Raw genomic sequence first — 19,370 nt, 5'->3', positions numbered from 1 at the left:
GATCGGGCCTGGTCGATGGGAGGCAAAAAGCCGGTGCAGAAATCTTTGGTTAACGCCCCGTTCACAGCGCCGGTTGTAGGCTTCCGGCAACCAATGCGAGTCACGGATTGCGGTATTTGATGTCGGGTAATCGATCGGTCGGCCAACGGGCCCGACATTTGGCGACGCTGTGCTTCGGAATTCTGGCCACCACCGCCTGTTTCGCAACAAATCCGGCATCGGCCGGCGATTGTCCGGGCAATCCCGACGCGCTCGGCACCTCGCGCACGCTGGTGGTCGATCCGCGCGAGCATAAGCGCATCGGCACCATGCAATATGCCGAAACCCTGCCGCTGCAGGACCACGAGGTGGTGCTGACCTTCGACGACGGCCCGATCCCGCGCAACAGCGACCAGGTGCTGGCGATTCTCGCGGCGCAATGCGTCAAGGCGACGTTCTTCGTGGTCGGCCGGATGGCGCAGGAGCATCCGCAGGGCGTCCGCAAGCTGCGCGACGCCGGCCACACCATCGGCACCCACAGCCAGAACCATCCGCTCAGCATGAACCGGATGTCGGTCGAGCAGGCCAAGCAGGAGGTCGACGCCGGCATCGCCTCGGTCACCGCGGCGCTCGGCGACGCCAAGGCGCTGGCGCCGTTCTTCCGGATTCCCGGGCTGCTGCGCGCCGAAGCGGTCGAAGACTATCTCGCCTCGCAGGGCATCCAGACCTGGAGCGCGGATTTCCCGGCCGACGACTGGCGGCATATTTCATCCGCGCAGGTCTATAGCCTGGCGATGAGCCGGCTCGAGGCCAAGGGCAAGGGCATCCTGCTGCTGCACGACATCCAGGCCCGGACGGTCGGCGCGCTGCCGCATATCCTGCAGGAACTGAAGGCCCGCGGTTATCGGATCGTCCAGGTGGTTCCGGCGACGCCGGAGCGGCCGGCCACCCCGACCGAGCCCGGCCAGTGGCGGCTGCATCCGATCACCGAGACGGTGGCGACCTCGCATTGGCCGAAGATCCCGAACTTCGTGTTCGCTAATGCGGAGATGCTTCCCGGCCCGGCGCTGTCGGACTCCGACGTGCACGATGGCCAGCTGCTCGTGTTGGCCGCGCGCCGCCCGCGTCTGGCGCGCGGCGCCGTGCCGCTGCCGCAAGCCGCACCCTGGCCGCGACAACGGCTGCTGCAGGCGCCGGCCGCCACGCTCGACATGCCGGTCCCTGCCCGCGACGTGTTTCAGATTCCGGAACGGGTGCATGCCGAGCTGAAGGCGGTCACCCTGCTGCCGCGGCGCGCCGCCGAAATCGCGACGCCGCCGACCGCGGCCGACGCAACGGCGCGATTGAACGGGATCGACGGCGGCGGCCTGCGTCGCCGGCCGGTGCGCCCCAGCGAAATGACCAGCCAATCGCGGCGGACCGAGCCCTTGCCGCAATAGCCGCGTTCAATCGGTGACGATCTTCGCCACGCAGATCAGCACGATCAGCAGCAGGAACATCAGGTCGATATACGACTTCATTTCGCCGCTGCGCCGGATCACCGCAACGTCGGTAATGATCTGCCGGCGGAACAGCGATTCCTCCGGGCCAAGGCCGAGCATGCCGCCGAGCCGCCGGGCTTCCTTCTCCAGCCGCTCGATGCGGTGAAAGAAATTGAACGAGCGCAGCGCCGACACCGCGCGCATCGCGACGTAGATCAGGATCAAGAACGCCAGAATTGCGCGCTGCTGATATTTATCCATCGCGTTCAAGCTGTAATAGGCGACCGCCAACAGCACGAAGTTGGATACGAAGCGGTTCAGATAGCTGAGGAAGACCATGGATTGCATCAATCGTGGAAGCGCCGGCAGATCGACGTCAGGAGGTGAATTTGTCCGCGGCGGCAGGCGCATGCGACTTGCAACCCGGTCGCAGTTCGGCTCCCGCCACGGCAGCAATCTTCGCCATCCGGATGAAATATCCGTTATGGGGGCCGGATCGTTTGTCCCGGTTCCGGACCGCGTGTCAACAATCCTTTAGCGCGATTTCATGACGATATTTCCGAAGCCGGAACGCTCCGCGGCGTCGCCCGGTTCATGCGTAAAACCGCGTGGAGCCGGATCGGTCGTGGGTCACGGGCGCGGCAGCAGGCCGCGTCATCGCGTGGCTTCGAGCTTGGCTTTGAGGCTCTCCAATCCATCCCGGAAGAATTTGCTCATCGCCGCCGTCGCCGCCGCATCGTCCTGGGTCTCGGGCGGATAGTTCCCGGTGTCGCCGCGGTAGTATCGGCCGGTCCATTCCACCTCGCTGGCGTCGCCCTTGGCGCGCACCGTCAATGTCGCCGAATAGTAGCTGACCGGAAAGGCTTCGAGGTTTTCTTGCGCCAGCCGGTAGCCGTAGGACTTGCCGGCGTCGTCGTACTCGTCGAGGCCGTCGACCAGTTTGCCGCCCGATTTCAGCGTGACGGTGCGGGTGGCGCCGTTGGCATTGCCGCCCTGGCCGTCGCAATTGGCGACGGCCGCGTGCCACTTCGCCAGTCCGGCAAAATCCTTGACCATCAGCCATACCGCGGCGGGCGGCGCCTGGATCACGATGGTCTCCTCGATCTTCTGCGGCGTCGGCCCGTGGGCGAAGGCCAAGCCGGGGGCGAGCAGCAACGCGGCGATGAGGGTGAGCAATCTCGGCATCGGGGTTTCCTTTCATGTCAGTTTGGAACGCGACGACGGCGCGCGGGAGAACAGCGGCAACAGCCCGTAGAGCACGGCAAGCAGCACCAGCGCGGCGGCGGCGGGATAGACGCCGATCTCGGTCGGCTCGACCAAGCTGCGCCGGCGCAGCGTCTGATGGACGGCGTCGAGCAAGGCGCGATCCGAGCCGAGGCGCCGATAGCCGAGCCCGGTGAGCTCGGCGAGCTCGCGCAAATGCGGCTCACGCAGCGACGACAGATGCTCATCACCGATTGCGGCCGCCGCACCGAACGGCGCGTTGCGCGGATGCCAGCCGGCGACCGCCTCGCCGCCTGCGGGGGGCAGGCCGTGGCGGTTGTCCTGCGCCACGTCATGCGGACGATAGGCCCCGATCTCGCGGCCGCTGTCGTCGAATTTAGGGATCGACGATTTCACGTCGCCACCGACTCCCACGATCAAGCCGCTGACCGCGCCGGGCTTGCCGTCAAACTCCGGCACCCGGCCGCCGGCCAAGGGCGGCGCCTCGTGGCCGTCGGTGAAGAACAGCAGATCGGCGTCGAGGTTGGCACCCAGCTCGATCGCCGAGTACAGCCCCTTGGCGATGTAACTGTCGCCCTCCCACGCCATCCGCCAATCCAGCTGCCTGATCGCGCCGGTGACGGCGTCGAAATTGGCGCATACCGGCACCGGCTCGAACAACAGCAAGGCGCGCCGCTCGGTGAACACTCCGAGCCCGATGCGCGACCTGCACGGCAGCTTTGCCGCGAGTTGCTCGAGACCGTCGCGCGCGGCGGCGAGCCGACTGAGCGGCCGCCCGACGTCGCCCATGTCGCGGGTGTTCATGCTGCCGGTGATGTCGACCACCGCGACGATGTCGTAGACGTCTTGCTGCAGCCCGAGCGGCGGCATCAGCGCCGCAGCCAGCGCGGCAACAAGCGCCACGACCAGCAGCCACGCTTTGCTGTCGAACCGGGCAAGCGTCATGGCAGGCCCCGCGGCAGGCCAGGCAGATCGCTCCACAGCGGCTTGGCCTTCTCGCCCGGCGGCGGGTCGTCCTCCTCCGACGCGGAACCGCGCGGCAGGTCCCGGACCAGCCGTTGGGCGACGTCGAGATTGTGCTTCAAATTCCAGTTCTGCGGCTCGATGCCGAGCGCCTGGCGATAGTTCGCCTTGGCAAGCCCGATCGCCGAAGCGGCGCGGTCGAGATCGGCAGTCTCGATGTAGCCGAACGCCTGCCGCACCCGGGCATTGCCGAGATTGTAGAGCAGCAGCGCGCGAATATGCGGCGATGCGCGCGGCGCCGCGATTTCGGCGAAGATCTGTGCTTCGTCCAACTGGTCATGGACGATGAGAAAATGATGCCGGGCCAGCAACAGCGCATCCGGCGCTGCGGCGGGATCGACGGCGACGTCGCGGCCATCGGCCAATTGCGCGATCACGGCGTTCTGCCGGCTGGTCTCGATCATCGCCGCGATCGCGGCTGCCATCCCCACCAAGCCGACGATCAACACCGAGACGAGCAGCCCTCCCCGCGCCGCACGCAGCGCGGTCCCGGCGCCGCGCCAAAGCTGCTGCAAGCGAAGACGCCACGCATTCATGGCACCCGCTCCGCGGTGATCCGCACCTCGGCCAAGCGAGCCGCCACCAACAGCGCCAGCGCCAGCGCCGCGATCGCGTAGGCGAGCCGACTTAAGTTCTTCGCTGGCGTGCGCTCAACATAGGCGATCGGATGCCGTTCCAGCCGCGCGATCTCGGCGACCGCGTCGCCGATCGAGTCCGGCCGTTCCGCCTCGAAGGCACGATAGGGAATTTTCAGACTCTCGAAGAACCGATGCAGGTGCCGCTCCGGCGCCACTTGCGGCACGTCTCGCTCGCCCGCGCCCGGCGGCTCGAAAATTCCGCGGGTATTGGCGGTGCGCAGGAACACCCAATACAGATTGATCGGGCGCTTGCGGAACGCGGCGCGGAGTTTTTCCTGGACGCGGCGGTCGATCACGCCGGCGCCGTCCGACACCAGCACGATGGCGCGCGACGCCGCCGACGGATCGTCGTCGTGCATCGACAGCGCCATCGCGATGCCGCGCGCAATGTCGGTCTCGCTGAGGCCGGGGCGGTCGATCGCATCGACCGCGGCCAGCACCGCCTCGCGGTGGCTGGTCAATGGCAGCGCCTGCAGCGGCGCGGTCGAAAAGATCGCGACGCCGAACATGTCGTGCTCGCCGTTGGAGACGAACGATCGCAGGAAGCGCCGGGCCTCGGCGGATTTCGACGCCTGCTCGGCGGTCGGGCGGCTGCCGGCGAAACTGTCGTCCATGCTGCTGGAGCGGTCGATCACCAGCACGATATGCGCGCCGTTGCCGATCTGCCGGGTAGTCTGCCCTGCGAGATGCAGCCCGCCGATGCCGAGCAGCAGCGCCAGGATCGCCAGCGCTCCGGCGAGCCGCAGCCCGACCTCGAGCGCGGTCGAGAGCGGATCGCCGCCGAGCCACGCCAGCGACGGATAGGGCTGCGGCGCATGGAGTCGAACGATCAGCGGCAGCAGCGCCAGCGGCGCGAGCCAGAGCACCGCCGGAGTGCTGAGCGCCAGCGCCATCAACGTGTCCGCTCCGCCGCCGACAGTTGCGCGGCGAGCGTCTCGACGGCGTCGAGCGGCATCAGCGGCGCGACACTGCCGCCGAAGAAGACCTCCCGCGAGCTCTGGAAGAATTTCGCGATCTCGGCGCGGCAGGCCGCGAATTCCGGATGTTGCGCCAGGAAGCCATCGACGTCGTCGGCCAGCAGCCGGCGCTTGGCGGCGGCGTCGAACGCGCGGTGCAGCGCCAGCAAGGCCGCGCGATAATTTGCCGTCGCGACGGCATTGCCGGCGAGCGCCGCTATCTTGCGCGCCGCGCGGGTGAACGGCCGGTCCGGCCGCGCCCCGAATGGCCACCACGCGTAGTGCCACGCCAGCAGCGCCAGTGTGAGCAGCGCGACGGCGGCGCTGAGCGCAAGCCCGTGCGGCGCCCAGCCCGCACTGACCAGCGCGGCTCTGGCGTCGGGCTTGAGAAACGTATCAACGGTCTCGCCGCTCTTCTCGGGAAACAATTCGCGGATCGGAGACGCGGTGAAGGCGAAGGCCGGGATCACTGCGCTGCCGCCGCCGAGTTGCAGCGGCCATTCCGGAACCGTCAGCTTGCGCGGATCGAGCGGCACGTAGAAATTCTGATAGACCAGCGTCACCCGATAGAGCTTGCCGCCCTGCGCCCGGCTTTCGCGAACCTCGACGCTCACAAGATCCAGCCAGTAGTTGACCGCGCCCGGTTTCGGCAACGACGCGGCCTGCAGCGTATCGTCGGGATCGACCAGGATGTAGGCGTGCCGCTGCAGCGTATCGCCGACGAAATAACCGAAATTGCGCGGCTCCTCCATCCGCAGCCAACGCAGACCAGCGACCGCGGACGCTGGGTTCAGCATCAGCGGCAACATCTGCAGCAGCAACGCCCCGAGAACACCGCGCGCGCTCATCCGCGCGCCTCCATCAGATGCGCGGCGAGCCGGTCCCAGTCCAGCCGGTCGACGATCCGGAACGGTGGCCGGGCGTAGCGCGCGGCCAGCGACGCCAGCAGCGCCTCATGTTCGGCACGCTCCCGCTGCCACGCGGCGTGCAGCGATGGTCGCAACACCACCAAGCGCCGCCGCCCCGTCTCCAGGTCGGCCAGCGGCAGTAATCCAAAGCGCGGCAGGCTGGCCGCCTCGGCGCTGTCGATCAACTGGATCGGAACGGTGTCGTGCGCGGCCAAGGCTTCGAACACCGCCGCCAACTCATCGGCGGCGATCTGAAAATCGGAGATCAGCAGCACCAGCTTGCGACGCCCCGCGATTTGCGCTGCGGCGTCCACCAAGCCACCGGCGCCGCGCCGCGTCGGCCGGAACGTGCGCAGCGCGGCAACCACCGCGCCGGCGCGTGCACGCGCAGCCGGAAGATGCAACTCCGGCACGATCTCGCGGTCGCAGCCGATCACGCCGAAACGATCGCCGATCCGCCGCGCCGAGAATGACAACGCCGCGCAGATCGCCGCCGCCACCTCGAGCTTGCGCATGTTGCCAACGAAACCCATCGACGCCGAGACGTCGATCAGCGCGTAGATGGTGATCGCCGTGCTGCGCTCGAAGCGCCGCACATAGAGCTGCTCGAACGGATCGCGCAGGCTGGCGCGCAGATCGAGCCGGCGCGGATCGGGCGCTTCCAACAGCGTCGCGAGGTCGCGAAACAATCCGCCGGCGCCGGAGCTCGTTCCGCGATGCGCGCCGGCATGGACGCCGCGGGCGCGCCACGCCACGCGATAAGGCAGATCGCGCAAGGGCCCCGATTGCAGGGACGCAAGATCCGCCATCATCACACTCCGCGTTACGGCGCCGGCACCGTCTCGAACAGCTGGCTGATCAGCCCCGGCATGATCTCCGCGCGGCGCATCTCGTGGATCGGATCAAGAAAGATCCGATGCGCCATCACCTCGAAGAACACCTCGCGCAGATCTTCCGGCACCACTTTGTCGCGGCCGTCGAGCCAGGCCACGACGCGGGCGGCGCGGAGCAGAAAGCTCATGCCGCGCGGGCTCGCCCCCGCCTCGACCAGATGCTCGCTGTCGAGTCCGGCCAGCGTGATGCCGTGGCGTCCCGGATAGCGCACCGCATCCCACAGCCTCAATGCATAGTGCTGCAACGCCTCGCTGGCACCGACATGTTGCTGGATCGCGCGGCCGACGCCGTCGAGCGCACGGTGGTCGGGCACCACCTGGCGCAGCGCGCCGACCAGCCGATCGGCGTCGTGAAATCTTGTGTCAAACATCAGGCAGCGGCGAACTTCGGGGTCGGCCGGGGTGTCGATCGCGATCTCCATCAGGAAGCGGTCGCGCGCCGCGGCGGGGAGCTCGAAGGTCTCCTCGCGCTCGATCCGGTTGCGGTCGGCGAACACCAACAGATGCGGAAACGCATAGTCGCGGTTGAAGGCGCTCAGCGTGCGCTCGGCCATCAGCCGCAACAGCAGCGAATGCACCTGCGGGCGGGCGCGGTTGATCTCGTTGAAAAAGAAGATCGCGAGGTCTTCGCCGCGGCGCAGCACCGGACCGGGCTCGACGCGCGGCCGGCCGTCCTCGCCGAGAAACGTGTAGTACACGAGATCGGCCGGCATCAGATCGATAGTGCCTTCGATGCGCTCGTAGCTGCCGCCGAGGCAACGCGCCGCGGCCCGCAGCAGCGTGGTCTTGCCGACGCCGACATCGCCCTCCAGCAGCACATGGCCGCGGGCGAAGATCGCCACCGTGAGCAGACGGATCACCCGCTGCTGGCCGAGGATCGCCTTGCCGAGTTCGGCTTCGAACTGCCGCGCGACGTCGCGCCATGCCGCGAGGTCGACGCCGTCCTCGCCTGCGCTCTCCTCGCCAGCCATGCCGAGCGCCCTCATCGGTCTTGCGATCATCGGATGACCCAGGCAAATAAAAAAAAGGGGGGCGAGCCGCGCCCCCCATGGGAGCTGATAATTGGGAGCTGATCATCTCGTTGCGACGCTACGCGTTCACGTCACGTCGATCATTTCGGAATCTTGTTGACCTCGTAGACCCACTTCCCGGTCTTCTTGAAATTGGCGACGCGCAATTCGTTGCGCTGCTCCATCGCCTTGATGGAGTCGGACTGCTTGTTGAGCTCGGCGACATTGTGCTTGGGATCGTATTTCGAACCGGCGACCTTTTCCGGGTAGCCGGGCTTCGGCTCCCAGCAATTGCCCGGCGCCTTGCATTTGGTGCCGTCATAGGCGAGCGCGCCGCCGGCGCTCAGCGTTGCCACGACGAAGGCGGCGGCTAATCCAAGACCCGTTCGCTTCAACATGCTGTTTTCTCCGGTTTGACGTCGTGATTTGCGGCATCGGCGCGCTCGAAGGTCTGCCCCGAACAGGCCGTGTCGTCGTCCTTGTGCTTCTGCGCGAATTGCGTGAAGGCGCGCTTCTGCTCGTCGTCGAGCCAATCCGCCTCTTCGATCGGCCCGGTGTAGAGATGCCGAACCCAGGCCATCACCGTCAGGATCTCGTCGAGTTCGAGATCGTGATGCGGCCCCATCATGCCCTGGGCGCCGCCGTAGATGGTTTCGAACAGGCCCTTGTCGGTCTTGTTCTTCGGATAGGTCCAATAGGAATCGTTGAGACCAGGACCGATCTTGCCTTCGCCGAAATGACCGTGGCAGCCCGAACAGGCCGACAGAAATGTCTCTTCGCCCTTCGGCAGATGTTCCTTGACCTCGGTGTAGGGATTGACGCCGGTGTTGAGAAAGCTGCGCACCGCCTCGGTATCGCGCCCGCCCGGCTGGCTGCTTTCCATGATCTTCAGATCTTCGCCGGTGACGGTGTGGCGGAACACTTCCTGCGCCACGGCGGGCGTCAGCAGGCCGGCCACAACGGCGGCTGCGGCAACGACGGATCGATTGAGTGACGGCATTCTCATTGTGGCTCCTGGCTCCGTAGCCCCCGCTCGCATTGCCTTCCGCCGACGCTGATCGCTCACGACCGCGGTCCGCGGACCGGCTGTGATTTCGGCAACGGCAGCAGCGGAATGCCCTCCGCGGCCAAGATCGCCTCGATCTTCGGACGCGCCTTGGGCAACGCCGCGTCGATCGCGTCGCGCAGCTCGCGGTCGTCCTCGCGCACGCCGAACGACTGGTCGAAATGCTGCGGAATCTTCGCGCCGTCGGCGCCGACATTGTCGTCGGGGATCACCGTCATCGCCAACTCGGCATTGGCCTTGACGTAACGCGCGACTTCCGGCGCGAACATCACCGCGGCGTTGGCGGTGCCGTTGGCCACCTCGCCGACCACGCGGCGCGGCGAAATCCGGGTGTATTTGTTACGCCGGTCCTGAAAATCGGTCAGCGAATGCATGTAGTTGAAATGCACGTTGAACAGCCCGATCTTTTCCATCATGGTCTGCGCCGGCGATCCGGGCACGAAGCCGATCTTGTCGGCCTTGGCCAGATCCGGACTGCTCCAGTCCTTGATCGACAACTTGGAATCCTTGCGCTGAATGAAGACGTAGGGCGCCCGATAATACGGCGCCGAGGTCAGCACCCGCGGGTCCCCGGTATCCAGCCCGACGACGACGTCGCACAGCTTCAACGACAGCTGATCGCGCACCAGATAGATCGCGGGCTTGTTGTACCATTTGAACACCGCCTTGCGGCCCATCGCGGCGGCGAGAGCCTCGGCGATCTTGTTCTCGAAGCCGCTGCCGTCCTTGACGGAATACGGCTCCTCCTCCGACGCCGCGCAGACCCGCAGCACGGTCTTGTCGTCGGCATAGGGGTTTTCGTCCGAGGCCAGGGCCGGCACCACGCCAAGCCCCAATGCGACCAGCAACGCGCCGGACCGCCAGCTAACGCGCTGTGCGCTGCGCGTGGTTCGTCCTGCGCGGATTCGTCCACCACATCGACCCATGGATCGGTCCCTTCCCTGAAGCAGTCTTCTTCTTTGAATTCTTTGAGTTCATCGACGCTGTCGCGCGCCGTGCCGCGAGCTCCGCGGCGGTCGAGACCGACCGCCGCGGTTCATTCAGGATCAGTTGGCCTCGAATTCGCCGACCTTGACGTCGTCATAGGGGCCCTTGCCGTCGAGCGAGAACACCATCACGCCGCCGCCCATCTGGGTGTAGTTCTGCAGCTCCTTGAAGGCGCCGACCGCGCCGAGACCGGCGGTCGGGTCCTGCAGATCGAACACCAGGCCGACGCCCGGCCAACCGCCGACGCCGTACATCACCGCGACGTATTGCACGCCGTCATGCTCGTAGGTCATCGGATAGCCGATGCCGCCGGACGGCAGCTTGAACTTCCACAATAACTCGCCGGTGTCGGCGTGCCGCGCCTTCAGGAAGCCGTCCAGCGTGGTGTAGAAGACCAGATTGCCCTTGGTCGCGAGCGTGCCGCCCCAGACCGCGAACTTCTCCATCTTCTCCCATTTGTACTTGCCGCTGATGGCGTTGTAGGCCTTGATCTGGCCGAGCCCGAGCGAGTTCTGGCGGTCGCCCTTCGGTCCCGGATACATCGACAAGGTGGCGCCGACGAAGAACTGGCCGGCCCGATAGGGCAGCATGAACGGCTCCCAATCCATGCAGATGTGGTTGATGCCCATGAAGAACAGCTGGCGATCCGGATCGTAGCTGTCGTGGCCCTGATTGTGGTAGCCCATCGCCGACGGACAGACGTCGCGAGCGACGTGATCCATCCTTGTGCCCTTCTCCGGCACCCGGACCGGAACGCCGCTCTTCAGATCGACCTGGGTGAAGACGTTCACGGTGTCGTCGATCTTGTCGGCCGAGACCAGTTCGCCGTTCTCGCGGTCGAGCGTGTAGACGATGCCGTTGCGATCCGGATGGGTCAAGAGCTTGCGCGCCTTGCCGGCCTTGTCCTTCTGATCCGACAGCATCATCACGTTGACGCCGGCATAGTCCCATTCGTCATGCGGGGTCTTCTGGTAGCCGAATTTGGCCTTGCCGGTTTCGGCGTCGCGGCCCCAGATCGTCATGGTCCATTTGTTGTCGCCGGGCCGCATGGTTTCGTTCCACGGCGCCGGATTGCCGGAGCCGTAATAGAACAGGTCGGTGCCGGGGTCATAAGCGTACCAGCCCCAATTGGTGCCGCCGCCGATCTTCCAGGCGTCGCCTTCCCAGGTCGCGGTGCCGAGGCCCTTCTGGCCGTAATGCGGATTGGCCTTGTTGAAGTCGTCGGCGAGGCCGACATCCTCGTCCGGGCCGGTGGCGTAGTAACGCCATTTCTGCGCGCCGGTCTTGACGTCGTAGGCGGTGACATAGCCGCGCACGCCGAGCTCGGCACCCGAGGAGCCGACCAGCACCAGATCCTTCACCACATAGGGCGCGATCGTCAGCGTCGAGCCGACCTTGATGTCGGAGTTCTCGACCTTCCAGAATTCTTCGCCGGTCTTGGCGTTGAGCGCCAGCACATTGCCGTCGAGCTGGGTCTTCAGGATCAGCGGCGGGGTCGAGCCCTCGCCCGGCCAATAGGCCAGGCCGCGGTTGACCAGATCGCAGCAGGCGACCGAGCGGGCGGCGGGATCCTGCTTCGGCTTGTGCTGCCACAGGATGTGACCCGGGTCCTTCAGGTCGAGCGCAAAGGTGTAGTTCGGAAACGAGGTGTGGACGTACATCACGCCCTCGACCACCAGCGGCGCGCCTTCATGGCCATGCAGCAGCCCGGTCGAGAAGCTCCAGGCGGCCTTCAACTGCTTGACGTTCTTGTCGTCGATCTGGGTCATCGGGCTGAAATTGTCGGAGTTGTAGTTCTTCCCCGGCATCACCCAATTCTGGTTGCTTTTCGCCAATTCGACCAACTTGTCATTGGCGAACGCCGCGTTCCCAAACGGAACTGACAGCGCCAACGCAGACGCAGCAAGCAGCAACGCAAACCGTGCGCGTTTCATCAACAGCCTCCCTTTGTCGTTTCCCGGTCCCAAGGCGGCGTTTGTTATGTCCCTCTGCTGGGGCGCCGTCTCACTGTAGTGTGTTTTGGATTTCTCGATCGATACTCCCAACGCCCCCCGCGCGTGCGATGGCCGCTCTTGTCTCGTTATTGCCGCTTCGTCTTATTGCACTGCGTATTGTTGCACTGCATCGTGAGTTGCGCCGTGCGGATGAGGCGCTGCTGAAGTCTGGGTATCCCCGTGCAGCCTATGTGGCCAGAATTGAACATAGGGCTAAGCATCGGGCGGCGTCTTTAGTCCGACTGCCAATAACACCCGGGAAGTATTTCCATGCACCCAGGGAAAATTTTGATGTAGCCTGATGCTTCAAGCTTGCACGCGCCCCAAGGTGCGGCATCCCGGGAGAAGACAGCGGTGATCATCGGCGGTCGCAATGCCAGGCGGATTCGTCATCTCACGGTGGTCGCACAGGTGCTGGCGGGGTGCAGCAACGAGGCCGCGCCGGAGCTGCCGCCGGAGCGCAACGACCGCCCCGCCGTGGCAGGACCGCAGCCCTGGTTGGCGCCAAACGACGGCATCGCACCGGAGCATTGGCTGCTCGATCATCAGCTCAGGGCCAAAGCCGCAGCGCCGCCGGCCGCGCAGATCCACGATCGCCTCGCCAAGGCCGCGCAGAACTTCGCGGATTCCCCGCGGATGATCGCCAACCGCGTGGTGCAGCTCGAGGCGATGCTGGCGCGACAAGGCATCGATGAAAACGCCCTGGAGCTGCTCGATGAGCTGTCGTTCGCGCTGCCGCCAGAACGCCGCGCCGAAGGCTTCGGCGCGCGCTGCCAGCAATACTATCTGCTGCGGATTCGATCGCCATCCAAGCAGCAAGCCTTGTCCGCGCTCCGCGCATCCAACGCCAAGGATTGATGCAAGTGACCGCCACCGCGACATCCAACGTTCCCGAGTTCGGCCGACGCGTGGCGACGCGGCGGCTCGTACAGTTACTATGGTACGGACGGCCGGTCCGCGCCCGGATCCTGATCGCGCTGGTGACGCTGAGCGCGGTGATCTCGGTGCTCGGAGGCGCGGCCACCCTGGTCGGCATCCGAAACCGCATCGAAGCCGAGTTCATCTCTCCCACCGCGCTGGCGGAGCAATACATCCTGCAGACCACGCGGAATTCCGCCGCCGACGAGAAGCTGCTCACGACGCTGCCGCTCGCGCTGGCGATGCAGCTGCGGCACATCCGCCACCTCAAGGTCAGCGTGCTGGATGCCGCGGGCAACAGCGTCGCGCTGCCGCGCAGCACCGAGGAGCCGCAGCCGTCGGAAAGCGAGGTGCCGCGCTGGTTCGCCGCCTTGGCCGGCAACATCGCCGAGCACCGCGAAATTCCGCTCACCGCCGGCGAGCGGCGGATCGGCACCGTGATCCTGAATTCCGACGCCTCCGACGAATTGGCCGAGGTGTGGCAGGAGGCGCAACATCAGGCGGTGGTGTGGCTCGCCGCCAACGCGGTGATGATCGCGGCGTTCTATTTCATTCTCGGCCGGATCCTGCAGCCCCTGGTCACGGTGTCGCGCGGCATGGCCGATCTCGGCAAGGGAAACTATCACGTCAAGATCGATCCGCCGCGGGTGCCGGAATTCGACGCCATCATCGGCAGTTTCAACGGACTGGCCGCGGCGCTCGGCGCCGCCCGCGAGGAAAACGGCCGGCTGTACCGCGAACTGATCACCGTGCAGGAGGACGAGCGCCGGCAGATCGCCAGCGAACTGCACGACGAGGCCGGCCCCTGCCTGTTCGGCATCACCACCACGGCGGCGGCGATCGAAGCCCGGATGGCGCGCGGCCACCACGACGAGGCGGCGGAAATCAGCCGGCAATTGGCCGAGATCGCCAGCATCGCCGGGCGCCTGACCGCGCTCAATCGCCAGATCATGAAACGGCTGCAGCCGATCGCGCTCGGCAAGGTGACGCTCGGCGAATTGATCGGCGACCTGGTGGCGGACTTCGCCCGCCGCTATCGCGACGTCCGCTTCGTCAGCGAACTCAGCATCGCGCCGCGCAGCTATGGCGACGTGGTCGACCTCACGATCTATCGCTGCATTCAGGAAGGCATCGTCAACGCGCTGCGGCACGGCAAGGCGAGCTGCGTCAGCGTCGAACTCAGCGAGGTTGCGCCGACCTCGGCGGCGGCACCGACCGCGCTGCTGCTGGCGTTGCGCGACGACGGCCAGGGCATCGCCGCGGCGGCGACGCCGGGCTTCGGCCTCGCGGTGATGCGCGAGCGCGTGCAGTCGCTGGGCGGGATCTGGGAGCTGTCGCAGAACTGGCCCTGCGGCGTCACCATCACCGCATCGCTGCCGCTGTCGTGGCCCGGCCCGACCGCCGCCAACCGGAGCTCCTCATGACCACAGTGCTGGTGATCGACGACCATCCGATCGTGCTGCAGGGCTGCGCGCGGATCCTGGAGGCCAACGGACCGATCAAGGTGCTGACCGCGGTCAGCATGGCGGAGGGGTTCCGGCTGTATCGGCAGCAGGACCCCGACGTCATTATCGTCGATCTGACGATGCACAGCGGGCTGCTCAGCGGATTGTCGTTCATCCGACGGCTGCGCGTGGTCAACCGGCGGGTGCCGATCCTGGTGCTCAGCATGCATCGCGATCCGGTGATCGTCAGCCGCGCGCTGCAGGCCGGCGCGTCGGGCTATGTGCTGAAGGATTCCGCCGCCGAAGACCTGCTGAAGGCGATCAAGCGCGTCGGCGACGGCCGCCCCTTCATCAGCGACGAACTCGCCGCCGACATCGTGATGATGGAAACCCGCGGCCAGAAGCACCGGCTGCAAGCCATGACGCTGCGCGAACTGGAACTGCTGAGCATCCTGGCCGAGGGCAAGCCCTATGGGGTGATCGCCGACGAACTCAACGTCAGCTACAAGACGGTGGCCAATTCGGTGGCGCTGATCAAGAACAAGCTCGGCGTCCGCACGCTGCCGGAACTGATGCGGATCGCCATCGACCAATTGCCCTCGATCGAGTCGACGGCGGCGCCCCGGCGCTAGACGCTGGTCGTCGGCCGCGGATCGTCGTGCTGCACCAGAAGCAGCCGTTCTCCCACGGTCGATTCCCCGCACACTGCTTGGAGACGTTCACGGCCGACCGACGCCACCGCCGACTTCGAGATTTTCCAATCTGCCGAGGGCCGCGGGATATTGAGTAGCAGCCGCACAGCGGATAGATTTGCGCAACGATTAGCTGGTCGATCAGAGCGAGAAATCATCGATGTTCACTCCGCAAGACGGCCCCGCCGTGCTGACCGATCAGCAAACCGCCCAGGACCAAATCAACCGTGTGTTGATGGCGACGTTCTGCCGCACGCTGAACAACACGCGGTTGCCCCCGGTCGTGGTGATGCGGATGATCGCAAGCGCATTGGGCAAGGCCTACGCCGGCGTCGCCGCGACCCATCAGGCTGGGCGATGCAGCTGCGGTTGGCAGCCTTCGCCGGTGACCGATGTCGAGCTGATGCGCTCGGCGCTGGCCTGCGCCGTCGTCAATCAGGAAGACCTCTGGGCGATGGCGCCCGTCGGCCGCGCCTGACCGCTTCGCGCCGGTGCGCCGTTGGCCTTAGAGGCCGCCGCACGCGATCAGTACGGTGCTACCCGCGACGCAGCGGCATGGCTGAATTAGAATATCTCAAATCTCGCCGCGCGCTTGGTTGATCCTATCAGACAAGCGGGATAACGCTCGGCATCAGGATGCACGGCGCGGAGTAATCAATGCCCGGACGAGAGCGCCGCGCCGTTGGCGCGGCTCCTATTCATTGTCGATCCCGCTTGCAGCGCTCGCCGGATATTACTTGGCTGCGACGATCCATCGTCGATCGGCGGACGCCGTCGATCGCAACGGGTATCGGCGCTGTTGCGTTGTATCATGCCGCTTGACCAGAGCTTCACTCCCATCGCCGCCCCGCCACGCGGCGCTATCGACGCCGAGCTGATCCTCGCGGCGCGGCGGCACTTTCGGATGGTCCATCATGTCGACGGCCGGATTCGTCTGCGCTTCGAGCTATCTGCGCTGGCGGCACTGCTGCATGGCCGCGCCGCAACGCTGGAGACCGCGTTGCGGCGGCTGCGCGGTATTCGCAGCACCGAGATCAATCTCGCGGCCTGCAGCCTGATCGTCCACTACGACCCGACGACGCTGCCGCCGGCCGACTGGGAGCTGTTGCTGGAGGGCTCGCCGGCCTCTGCCGCCGCGCTGGTGGCGCGGCTCCTCGCTTCCTCCTGACCCCTCACCACCCCCCGGAGACTGCCAATGTCCGACGACCACGTTCTCCCGCCGCCCTTCGACGCCATGGTGCGCAACCTGCTGTCGGGCAATGTCGACCAGACCTCGCTGCTGCGGGTGCCGAACCTCAGCAGCCGCAGCTTCTGGGTCGGCGCGGCGATCGGCGCCGGCGCGGTGCTGCTGCTGAATTCGCATCCCGCCGAAGCCAAACGCGCGCGTAGCAAGGCGCCGGGCGAAGACTAACGATCCAACGACCATCAGGACATCACACCATGTCGGACCACAATGATCACGCGGCGGCGCAAGGCCAGCAGCAACCGGGCTTCGCGCCCTCCGCACCTTGGCCCTATGCGGCCGCGGGATATCCGCAGCCCGGCCCGCCGCCGGGCGCATGGGCGCCGCCGCCCTGGGCCGGTGCGGCGCCCTATCCTCACCATTTGCACGGCGGATGGCACGGCCACCCCGGCTACGCCGCGGGGCCATGGTGGGTGCCGCCCGCCGCCGCGGCCGCTCCCGAGCCCAAGGTCGGGCCGGCCAGCAATCAACATCACGCCCAGCATCACGACCTGCTGGCCGGCGTGGTGGTGGGCGCCGCCGCGGCCTATCTGCTCAGCAACGACAAAATACAGAGCAGCGTGATCCGCACCGCGGTGTCGCTCTGGGCCACCGTGCAGGGCGGCCTTGAGGAAGTCAAAGAACGGATCCGCGATGCGGAAGCCGAGGTGACCGCGGCAAAGGCCGCAGCGGAAGACGGCGCCGGTGCCAAGCCGGAGTAACGCGGCGCAGCGGCAGTTCGTGGTGGTTCACGAATTGCCGCGGCGTCTGCGCCTTCGAACGTCCGCGCACGCGCTCAACGGTGGTGGCGGCCAGCTCGCCGCCGATCTCGGCGCGCTTCCGGGTGTCCGTTCAGTGCGGATCAATAGCCGCGCCCGTTGCGCGGTGGTGAGCTACGACGGGCGCGCCGCAACGCGCGCGCAAATTCTCGACGGTCTGACCTCATGGCGGCCCCGCGACACTGCGGCGCCTCCGGCCGACCATGACGACGACGAAGCTCCCTCCGGCGGCCGCCTGGCGCTGGCCGCTCTGGCTGCGCTCGGCGCCATCGTGCTGCCGACGCCGCTGCGGCTGATGCTGACGCTCGCCAGCACCGCCCCGACGCTGGCGAAAGGCGGCTGGACGCTGGCGACGCGCGGCGTCAAGGTGCAGGTGCTCGACGCGGTGTCGATCGGCGTCGCGGTGCTGCGCCGCGAGTATTTCACCGCCAGCGCCGCGCAGTTCTTGATCGAACTCTCGGAATACATCGAGGCCTCCACCGGCCGACGCTCCGACGAGCTGATCCGCAATTTGCTGCGGCCGAATCCAGCTTCGGCGATGGTCGAACGCGACGGCGTGGTGACCGCTATTCCGTTCGCCGAATTGCTCGCCGGCGACCGGGTGCACGTCAATGCCGGCGAGTTGGTGCCGGCGGACGGCACCGTCGCCGACGGCGGCGCCACCGTGAACCAATCCTCGGTCACCGGCGAGAGCCTGCCGATCCCCAAGGAGGCCGGCGATCCGCTGCTCTCCGGCACCGTGCTGGAAGAAGGCCGGCTGGTGTTCATCGCCGAGCGCGTCGGCGACGCCACCACCACGGCGCGGATCTCGCATTTCATCCGCGAGGCGCTGGGCCGGCGCGGCACCACGCAGCGGCTGGCGGAAACGCTGGCCGACCGCAGGGTGTGGATCAGCCTCGGCTCCGGCGCCGCGGTCTACGCGCTGACCCGCGACGCCCGGCGGCTGGAATCCATGTTCCTGGTCGACTATTCCTGCGCCATCAAGCTCGGCTCCGCGGTCACCGTGAAGGCGGCGCTGTACGGCTGCGCACGACGCGGCATCCTGGTCAAAGGCGGTGGTGCGCTGGAGACGCTGGCCGACATCGACACCATGGTGTTCGACAAGACCGGCACGCTGTCGCATGGCGAGCTCGAGGTCACCGATACGCTGACCTACGATCCGCAGCTGTGGCCGCGCGCGCGCTTCCTCGCCACCATCGCCTCGGTCGAGGAGCACTCCACCCACCCGGTCGCCAAGGCGGTGGTGCGGCTGGCACGCGCCGAGGCGATGGTTCATATCGGCCACGAGGAGGTCGACTTCTTCATCGGCCACGGCCTCTCGACAAGGATCGACGACGGACTGCTGCGGATCGGCAGCCGGCATTATCTGGTCGATCACGAGCAGGTGCAGCTGGCGCCTTACGATGCGGCGCTTGCCGCGTTGGAGCAGGACGGCAAGACGCTGCTGCACGTCGCGCTCGACGGCAAGCCGCTCGGCGTCATCGCGCTGCGCGACCGGCCGCGCGAGGAGGCCGCGGCGACGCTGCGCAAATTGCGCGGGCTCGGCATTCGCCGGCTGGTGATGGTGACCGGCGATCAGCGCCAGGCGGCGTTGCGGGTCGCCGCCGGGCTCGATCTCGACGAGGTGATCTATGAGGCCGATCCGGAACGCAAGGCTTCGGTGCTGCGCGATCTCAAGCAGGACGGCCACCGTGTCGCCTTCGTCGGCGACGGCGTCAATGACGGGCCGGCGCTGATGACCGCCGATATCGGCATCGCGATGCCGCAGGCCGCCGACATCGCGAGGGCCAGCGCCGACGTCGTGCTGCTCGACGATCGGCTCGACGGGTTGCCGGATGCGGTCGCCGCGGCGCGCAGCGCGGTGACGCGGATCCAGCGCGGCTTCAAAACCGCGATCGGCGTCAACACCGCGATCATGGCCGGCGCATCGTTCGGATGGTTGCCGCCGGTGCTGTCGTCGCTGCTGCACAACGGCACCACGATCGGCATCCTGCTCGACGCCATCACCGCAGCCGATGTCGGCACCCAGTCGAGCAAAAAGGCCGAGGTGCCGCGCTAGGTGTGAGCTTTCAATAGGTTGTTCATCCGATCCAGACCGAGGAAACTGAGGTTGCGAAGTTCAGGCATCCAAGGAGGACCGGATGAACATCCACAA

21 protein-coding genes are annotated in these 19,370 nt (G+C 66.6%); 9 read left to right on the top strand and 12 right to left on the bottom strand.

The window, feature by feature from the left end; translation table 11 throughout:
• The first annotated feature begins 119 nt into the window (after positions 1-119).
• The gene (locus HNR60_RS09350; RefSeq protein ID WP_184256701.1) at positions 120-1,418 is read left to right on the top strand and encodes a polysaccharide deacetylase family protein; all 1,299 of its coding nucleotides are present in this window, start codon (positions 120-122) and stop codon (positions 1,416-1,418) included.
• A gap of 6 nt (positions 1,419-1,424) precedes the next feature.
• Here HNR60_RS09350 and HNR60_RS09345 read toward each other — a convergent pair whose 3' ends face one another.
• From HNR60_RS09345 to HNR60_RS09290, 12 genes are all read right to left on the bottom strand, one after another.
• Positions 1,425-1,799, bottom strand: coding sequence for a hypothetical protein (locus HNR60_RS09345; RefSeq protein WP_184256903.1), 375 nt, complete (start codon positions 1,797-1,799; stop codon positions 1,425-1,427).
• 315 nt (positions 1,800-2,114) lie between these two features.
• Complete coding sequence (locus HNR60_RS09340; RefSeq protein WP_184256699.1) at positions 2,115-2,645, bottom strand: SRPBCC family protein; 531 nt, start codon at positions 2,643-2,645, stop codon at positions 2,115-2,117.
• Positions 2,646-2,657: 12 nt separating this feature from the next.
• A complete protein-coding gene (locus tag HNR60_RS09335) occupies positions 2,658-3,629 on the bottom strand; it encodes a vWA domain-containing protein (RefSeq protein WP_184256697.1) in 972 nt (323 codons plus the stop codon).
• Positions 3,626-4,243: a hypothetical protein gene (locus tag HNR60_RS09330; protein ID WP_184256695.1), complete on the bottom strand. Its 618-nt coding sequence runs from the start codon at positions 4,241-4,243 to the stop codon at positions 3,626-3,628. The genes HNR60_RS09335 and HNR60_RS09330 overlap by 4 nt, the downstream gene beginning before the upstream one ends.
• Complete coding sequence (locus tag HNR60_RS09325; RefSeq protein ID WP_184256693.1) at positions 4,240-5,238, bottom strand: vWA domain-containing protein; 999 nt, start codon at positions 5,236-5,238, stop codon at positions 4,240-4,242. Before HNR60_RS09325 ends, HNR60_RS09330 begins: the two co-directional genes overlap by 4 nt.
• Entirely contained in the window at positions 5,238-6,149 is a 912-nt protein-coding gene (locus tag HNR60_RS09320; protein ID WP_184256691.1) for a nonribosomal peptide synthetase MxaA, read from the bottom strand. Before HNR60_RS09320 ends, HNR60_RS09325 begins: the two co-directional genes overlap by 1 nt.
• On the bottom strand, positions 6,146-7,018 hold the full coding sequence (locus HNR60_RS09315) for a DUF58 domain-containing protein (RefSeq protein WP_246432883.1): 873 nt from the start codon (positions 7,016-7,018) through the stop codon (positions 6,146-6,148). The genes HNR60_RS09320 and HNR60_RS09315 overlap by 4 nt, the downstream gene beginning before the upstream one ends.
• 14 nt (positions 7,019-7,032) lie before the next feature.
• Positions 7,033-8,073: an AAA family ATPase gene (locus HNR60_RS09310; RefSeq protein ID WP_246432882.1), complete on the bottom strand. Its 1,041-nt coding sequence runs from the start codon at positions 8,071-8,073 to the stop codon at positions 7,033-7,035.
• 140 nt (positions 8,074-8,213) lie between these two features.
• Positions 8,214-8,510 carry a methanol dehydrogenase [cytochrome c] subunit gene (locus tag HNR60_RS09305; protein WP_184256685.1) on the bottom strand — a complete coding sequence of 99 codons (297 nt, stop codon included), beginning with the start codon at positions 8,508-8,510 and terminating at the stop codon, positions 8,214-8,216.
• Complete coding sequence (gene moxG / locus HNR60_RS09300; protein ID WP_184256683.1) at positions 8,504-9,118, bottom strand: cytochrome c(L), periplasmic; 615 nt, start codon at positions 9,116-9,118, stop codon at positions 8,504-8,506. The genes HNR60_RS09305 and moxG overlap by 7 nt, the downstream gene beginning before the upstream one ends.
• A gap of 56 nt (positions 9,119-9,174) precedes the next feature.
• Positions 9,175-10,104 (bottom strand): methanol oxidation system protein MoxJ, encoded by a 930-nt coding sequence (gene moxJ, locus HNR60_RS09295; RefSeq protein ID WP_184256681.1) that lies wholly within the window; start codon positions 10,102-10,104, stop codon positions 9,175-9,177.
• Positions 10,105-10,224: 120 nt separating this feature from the next.
• Positions 10,225-12,099 (bottom strand): methanol/ethanol family PQQ-dependent dehydrogenase, encoded by a 1,875-nt coding sequence (locus tag HNR60_RS09290; protein WP_184256679.1) that lies wholly within the window; start codon positions 12,097-12,099, stop codon positions 10,225-10,227.
• A 414-nt stretch (positions 12,100-12,513) separates the two neighbouring features.
• Between HNR60_RS09290 and HNR60_RS09285 the strand changes: the two genes are divergently transcribed.
• From HNR60_RS09285 to HNR60_RS09250, 8 genes are all read left to right on the top strand, one after another.
• Positions 12,514-13,017, top strand: a complete 504-nt coding sequence (locus HNR60_RS09285) for a hypothetical protein (RefSeq protein ID WP_184256677.1) — start codon at positions 12,514-12,516, stop codon at positions 13,015-13,017.
• Positions 13,017-14,501, top strand: coding sequence for a histidine kinase (locus HNR60_RS09280; protein ID WP_184256675.1), 1,485 nt, complete (start codon positions 13,017-13,019; stop codon positions 14,499-14,501). Before HNR60_RS09285 ends, HNR60_RS09280 begins: the two co-directional genes overlap by 1 nt.
• A complete protein-coding gene (locus HNR60_RS09275; protein ID WP_184256673.1) occupies positions 14,498-15,154 on the top strand; it encodes a response regulator transcription factor in 657 nt (218 codons plus the stop codon). The genes HNR60_RS09280 and HNR60_RS09275 overlap by 4 nt, the downstream gene beginning before the upstream one ends.
• A gap of 247 nt (positions 15,155-15,401) precedes the next feature.
• Positions 15,402-15,692: a hypothetical protein gene (locus HNR60_RS09270; RefSeq protein ID WP_347339332.1), complete on the top strand. Its 291-nt coding sequence runs from the start codon at positions 15,402-15,404 to the stop codon at positions 15,690-15,692.
• A 333-nt stretch (positions 15,693-16,025) separates the two neighbouring features.
• Positions 16,026-16,382 carry a heavy-metal-associated domain-containing protein gene (locus HNR60_RS09265; protein ID WP_184256669.1) on the top strand — a complete coding sequence of 119 codons (357 nt, stop codon included), beginning with the start codon at positions 16,026-16,028 and terminating at the stop codon, positions 16,380-16,382.
• Between the two features lie 27 nt (positions 16,383-16,409).
• Positions 16,410-16,625: a hypothetical protein gene (locus HNR60_RS09260; RefSeq protein ID WP_184256668.1), complete on the top strand. Its 216-nt coding sequence runs from the start codon at positions 16,410-16,412 to the stop codon at positions 16,623-16,625.
• 29 nt (positions 16,626-16,654) lie between these two features.
• Positions 16,655-17,158: a hypothetical protein gene (locus HNR60_RS09255; RefSeq protein WP_184256665.1), complete on the top strand. Its 504-nt coding sequence runs from the start codon at positions 16,655-16,657 to the stop codon at positions 17,156-17,158.
• Positions 17,142-19,274 (top strand): heavy metal translocating P-type ATPase, encoded by a 2,133-nt coding sequence (locus tag HNR60_RS09250; protein ID WP_347339331.1) that lies wholly within the window; start codon positions 17,142-17,144, stop codon positions 19,272-19,274. The genes HNR60_RS09255 and HNR60_RS09250 overlap by 17 nt, the downstream gene beginning before the upstream one ends.
• Positions 19,275-19,370 lie beyond the last annotated feature (96 nt).

Origin of the sequence: Rhodopseudomonas rhenobacensis (genome assembly GCF_014203125.1) — a bacterium.
GTDB classification, from domain to species: Bacteria; Pseudomonadota; Alphaproteobacteria; order Rhizobiales; family Xanthobacteraceae; genus Rhodopseudomonas_A; species Rhodopseudomonas_A rhenobacensis.
This window is presented reverse-complemented; position numbering and strand designations above follow the sequence as displayed.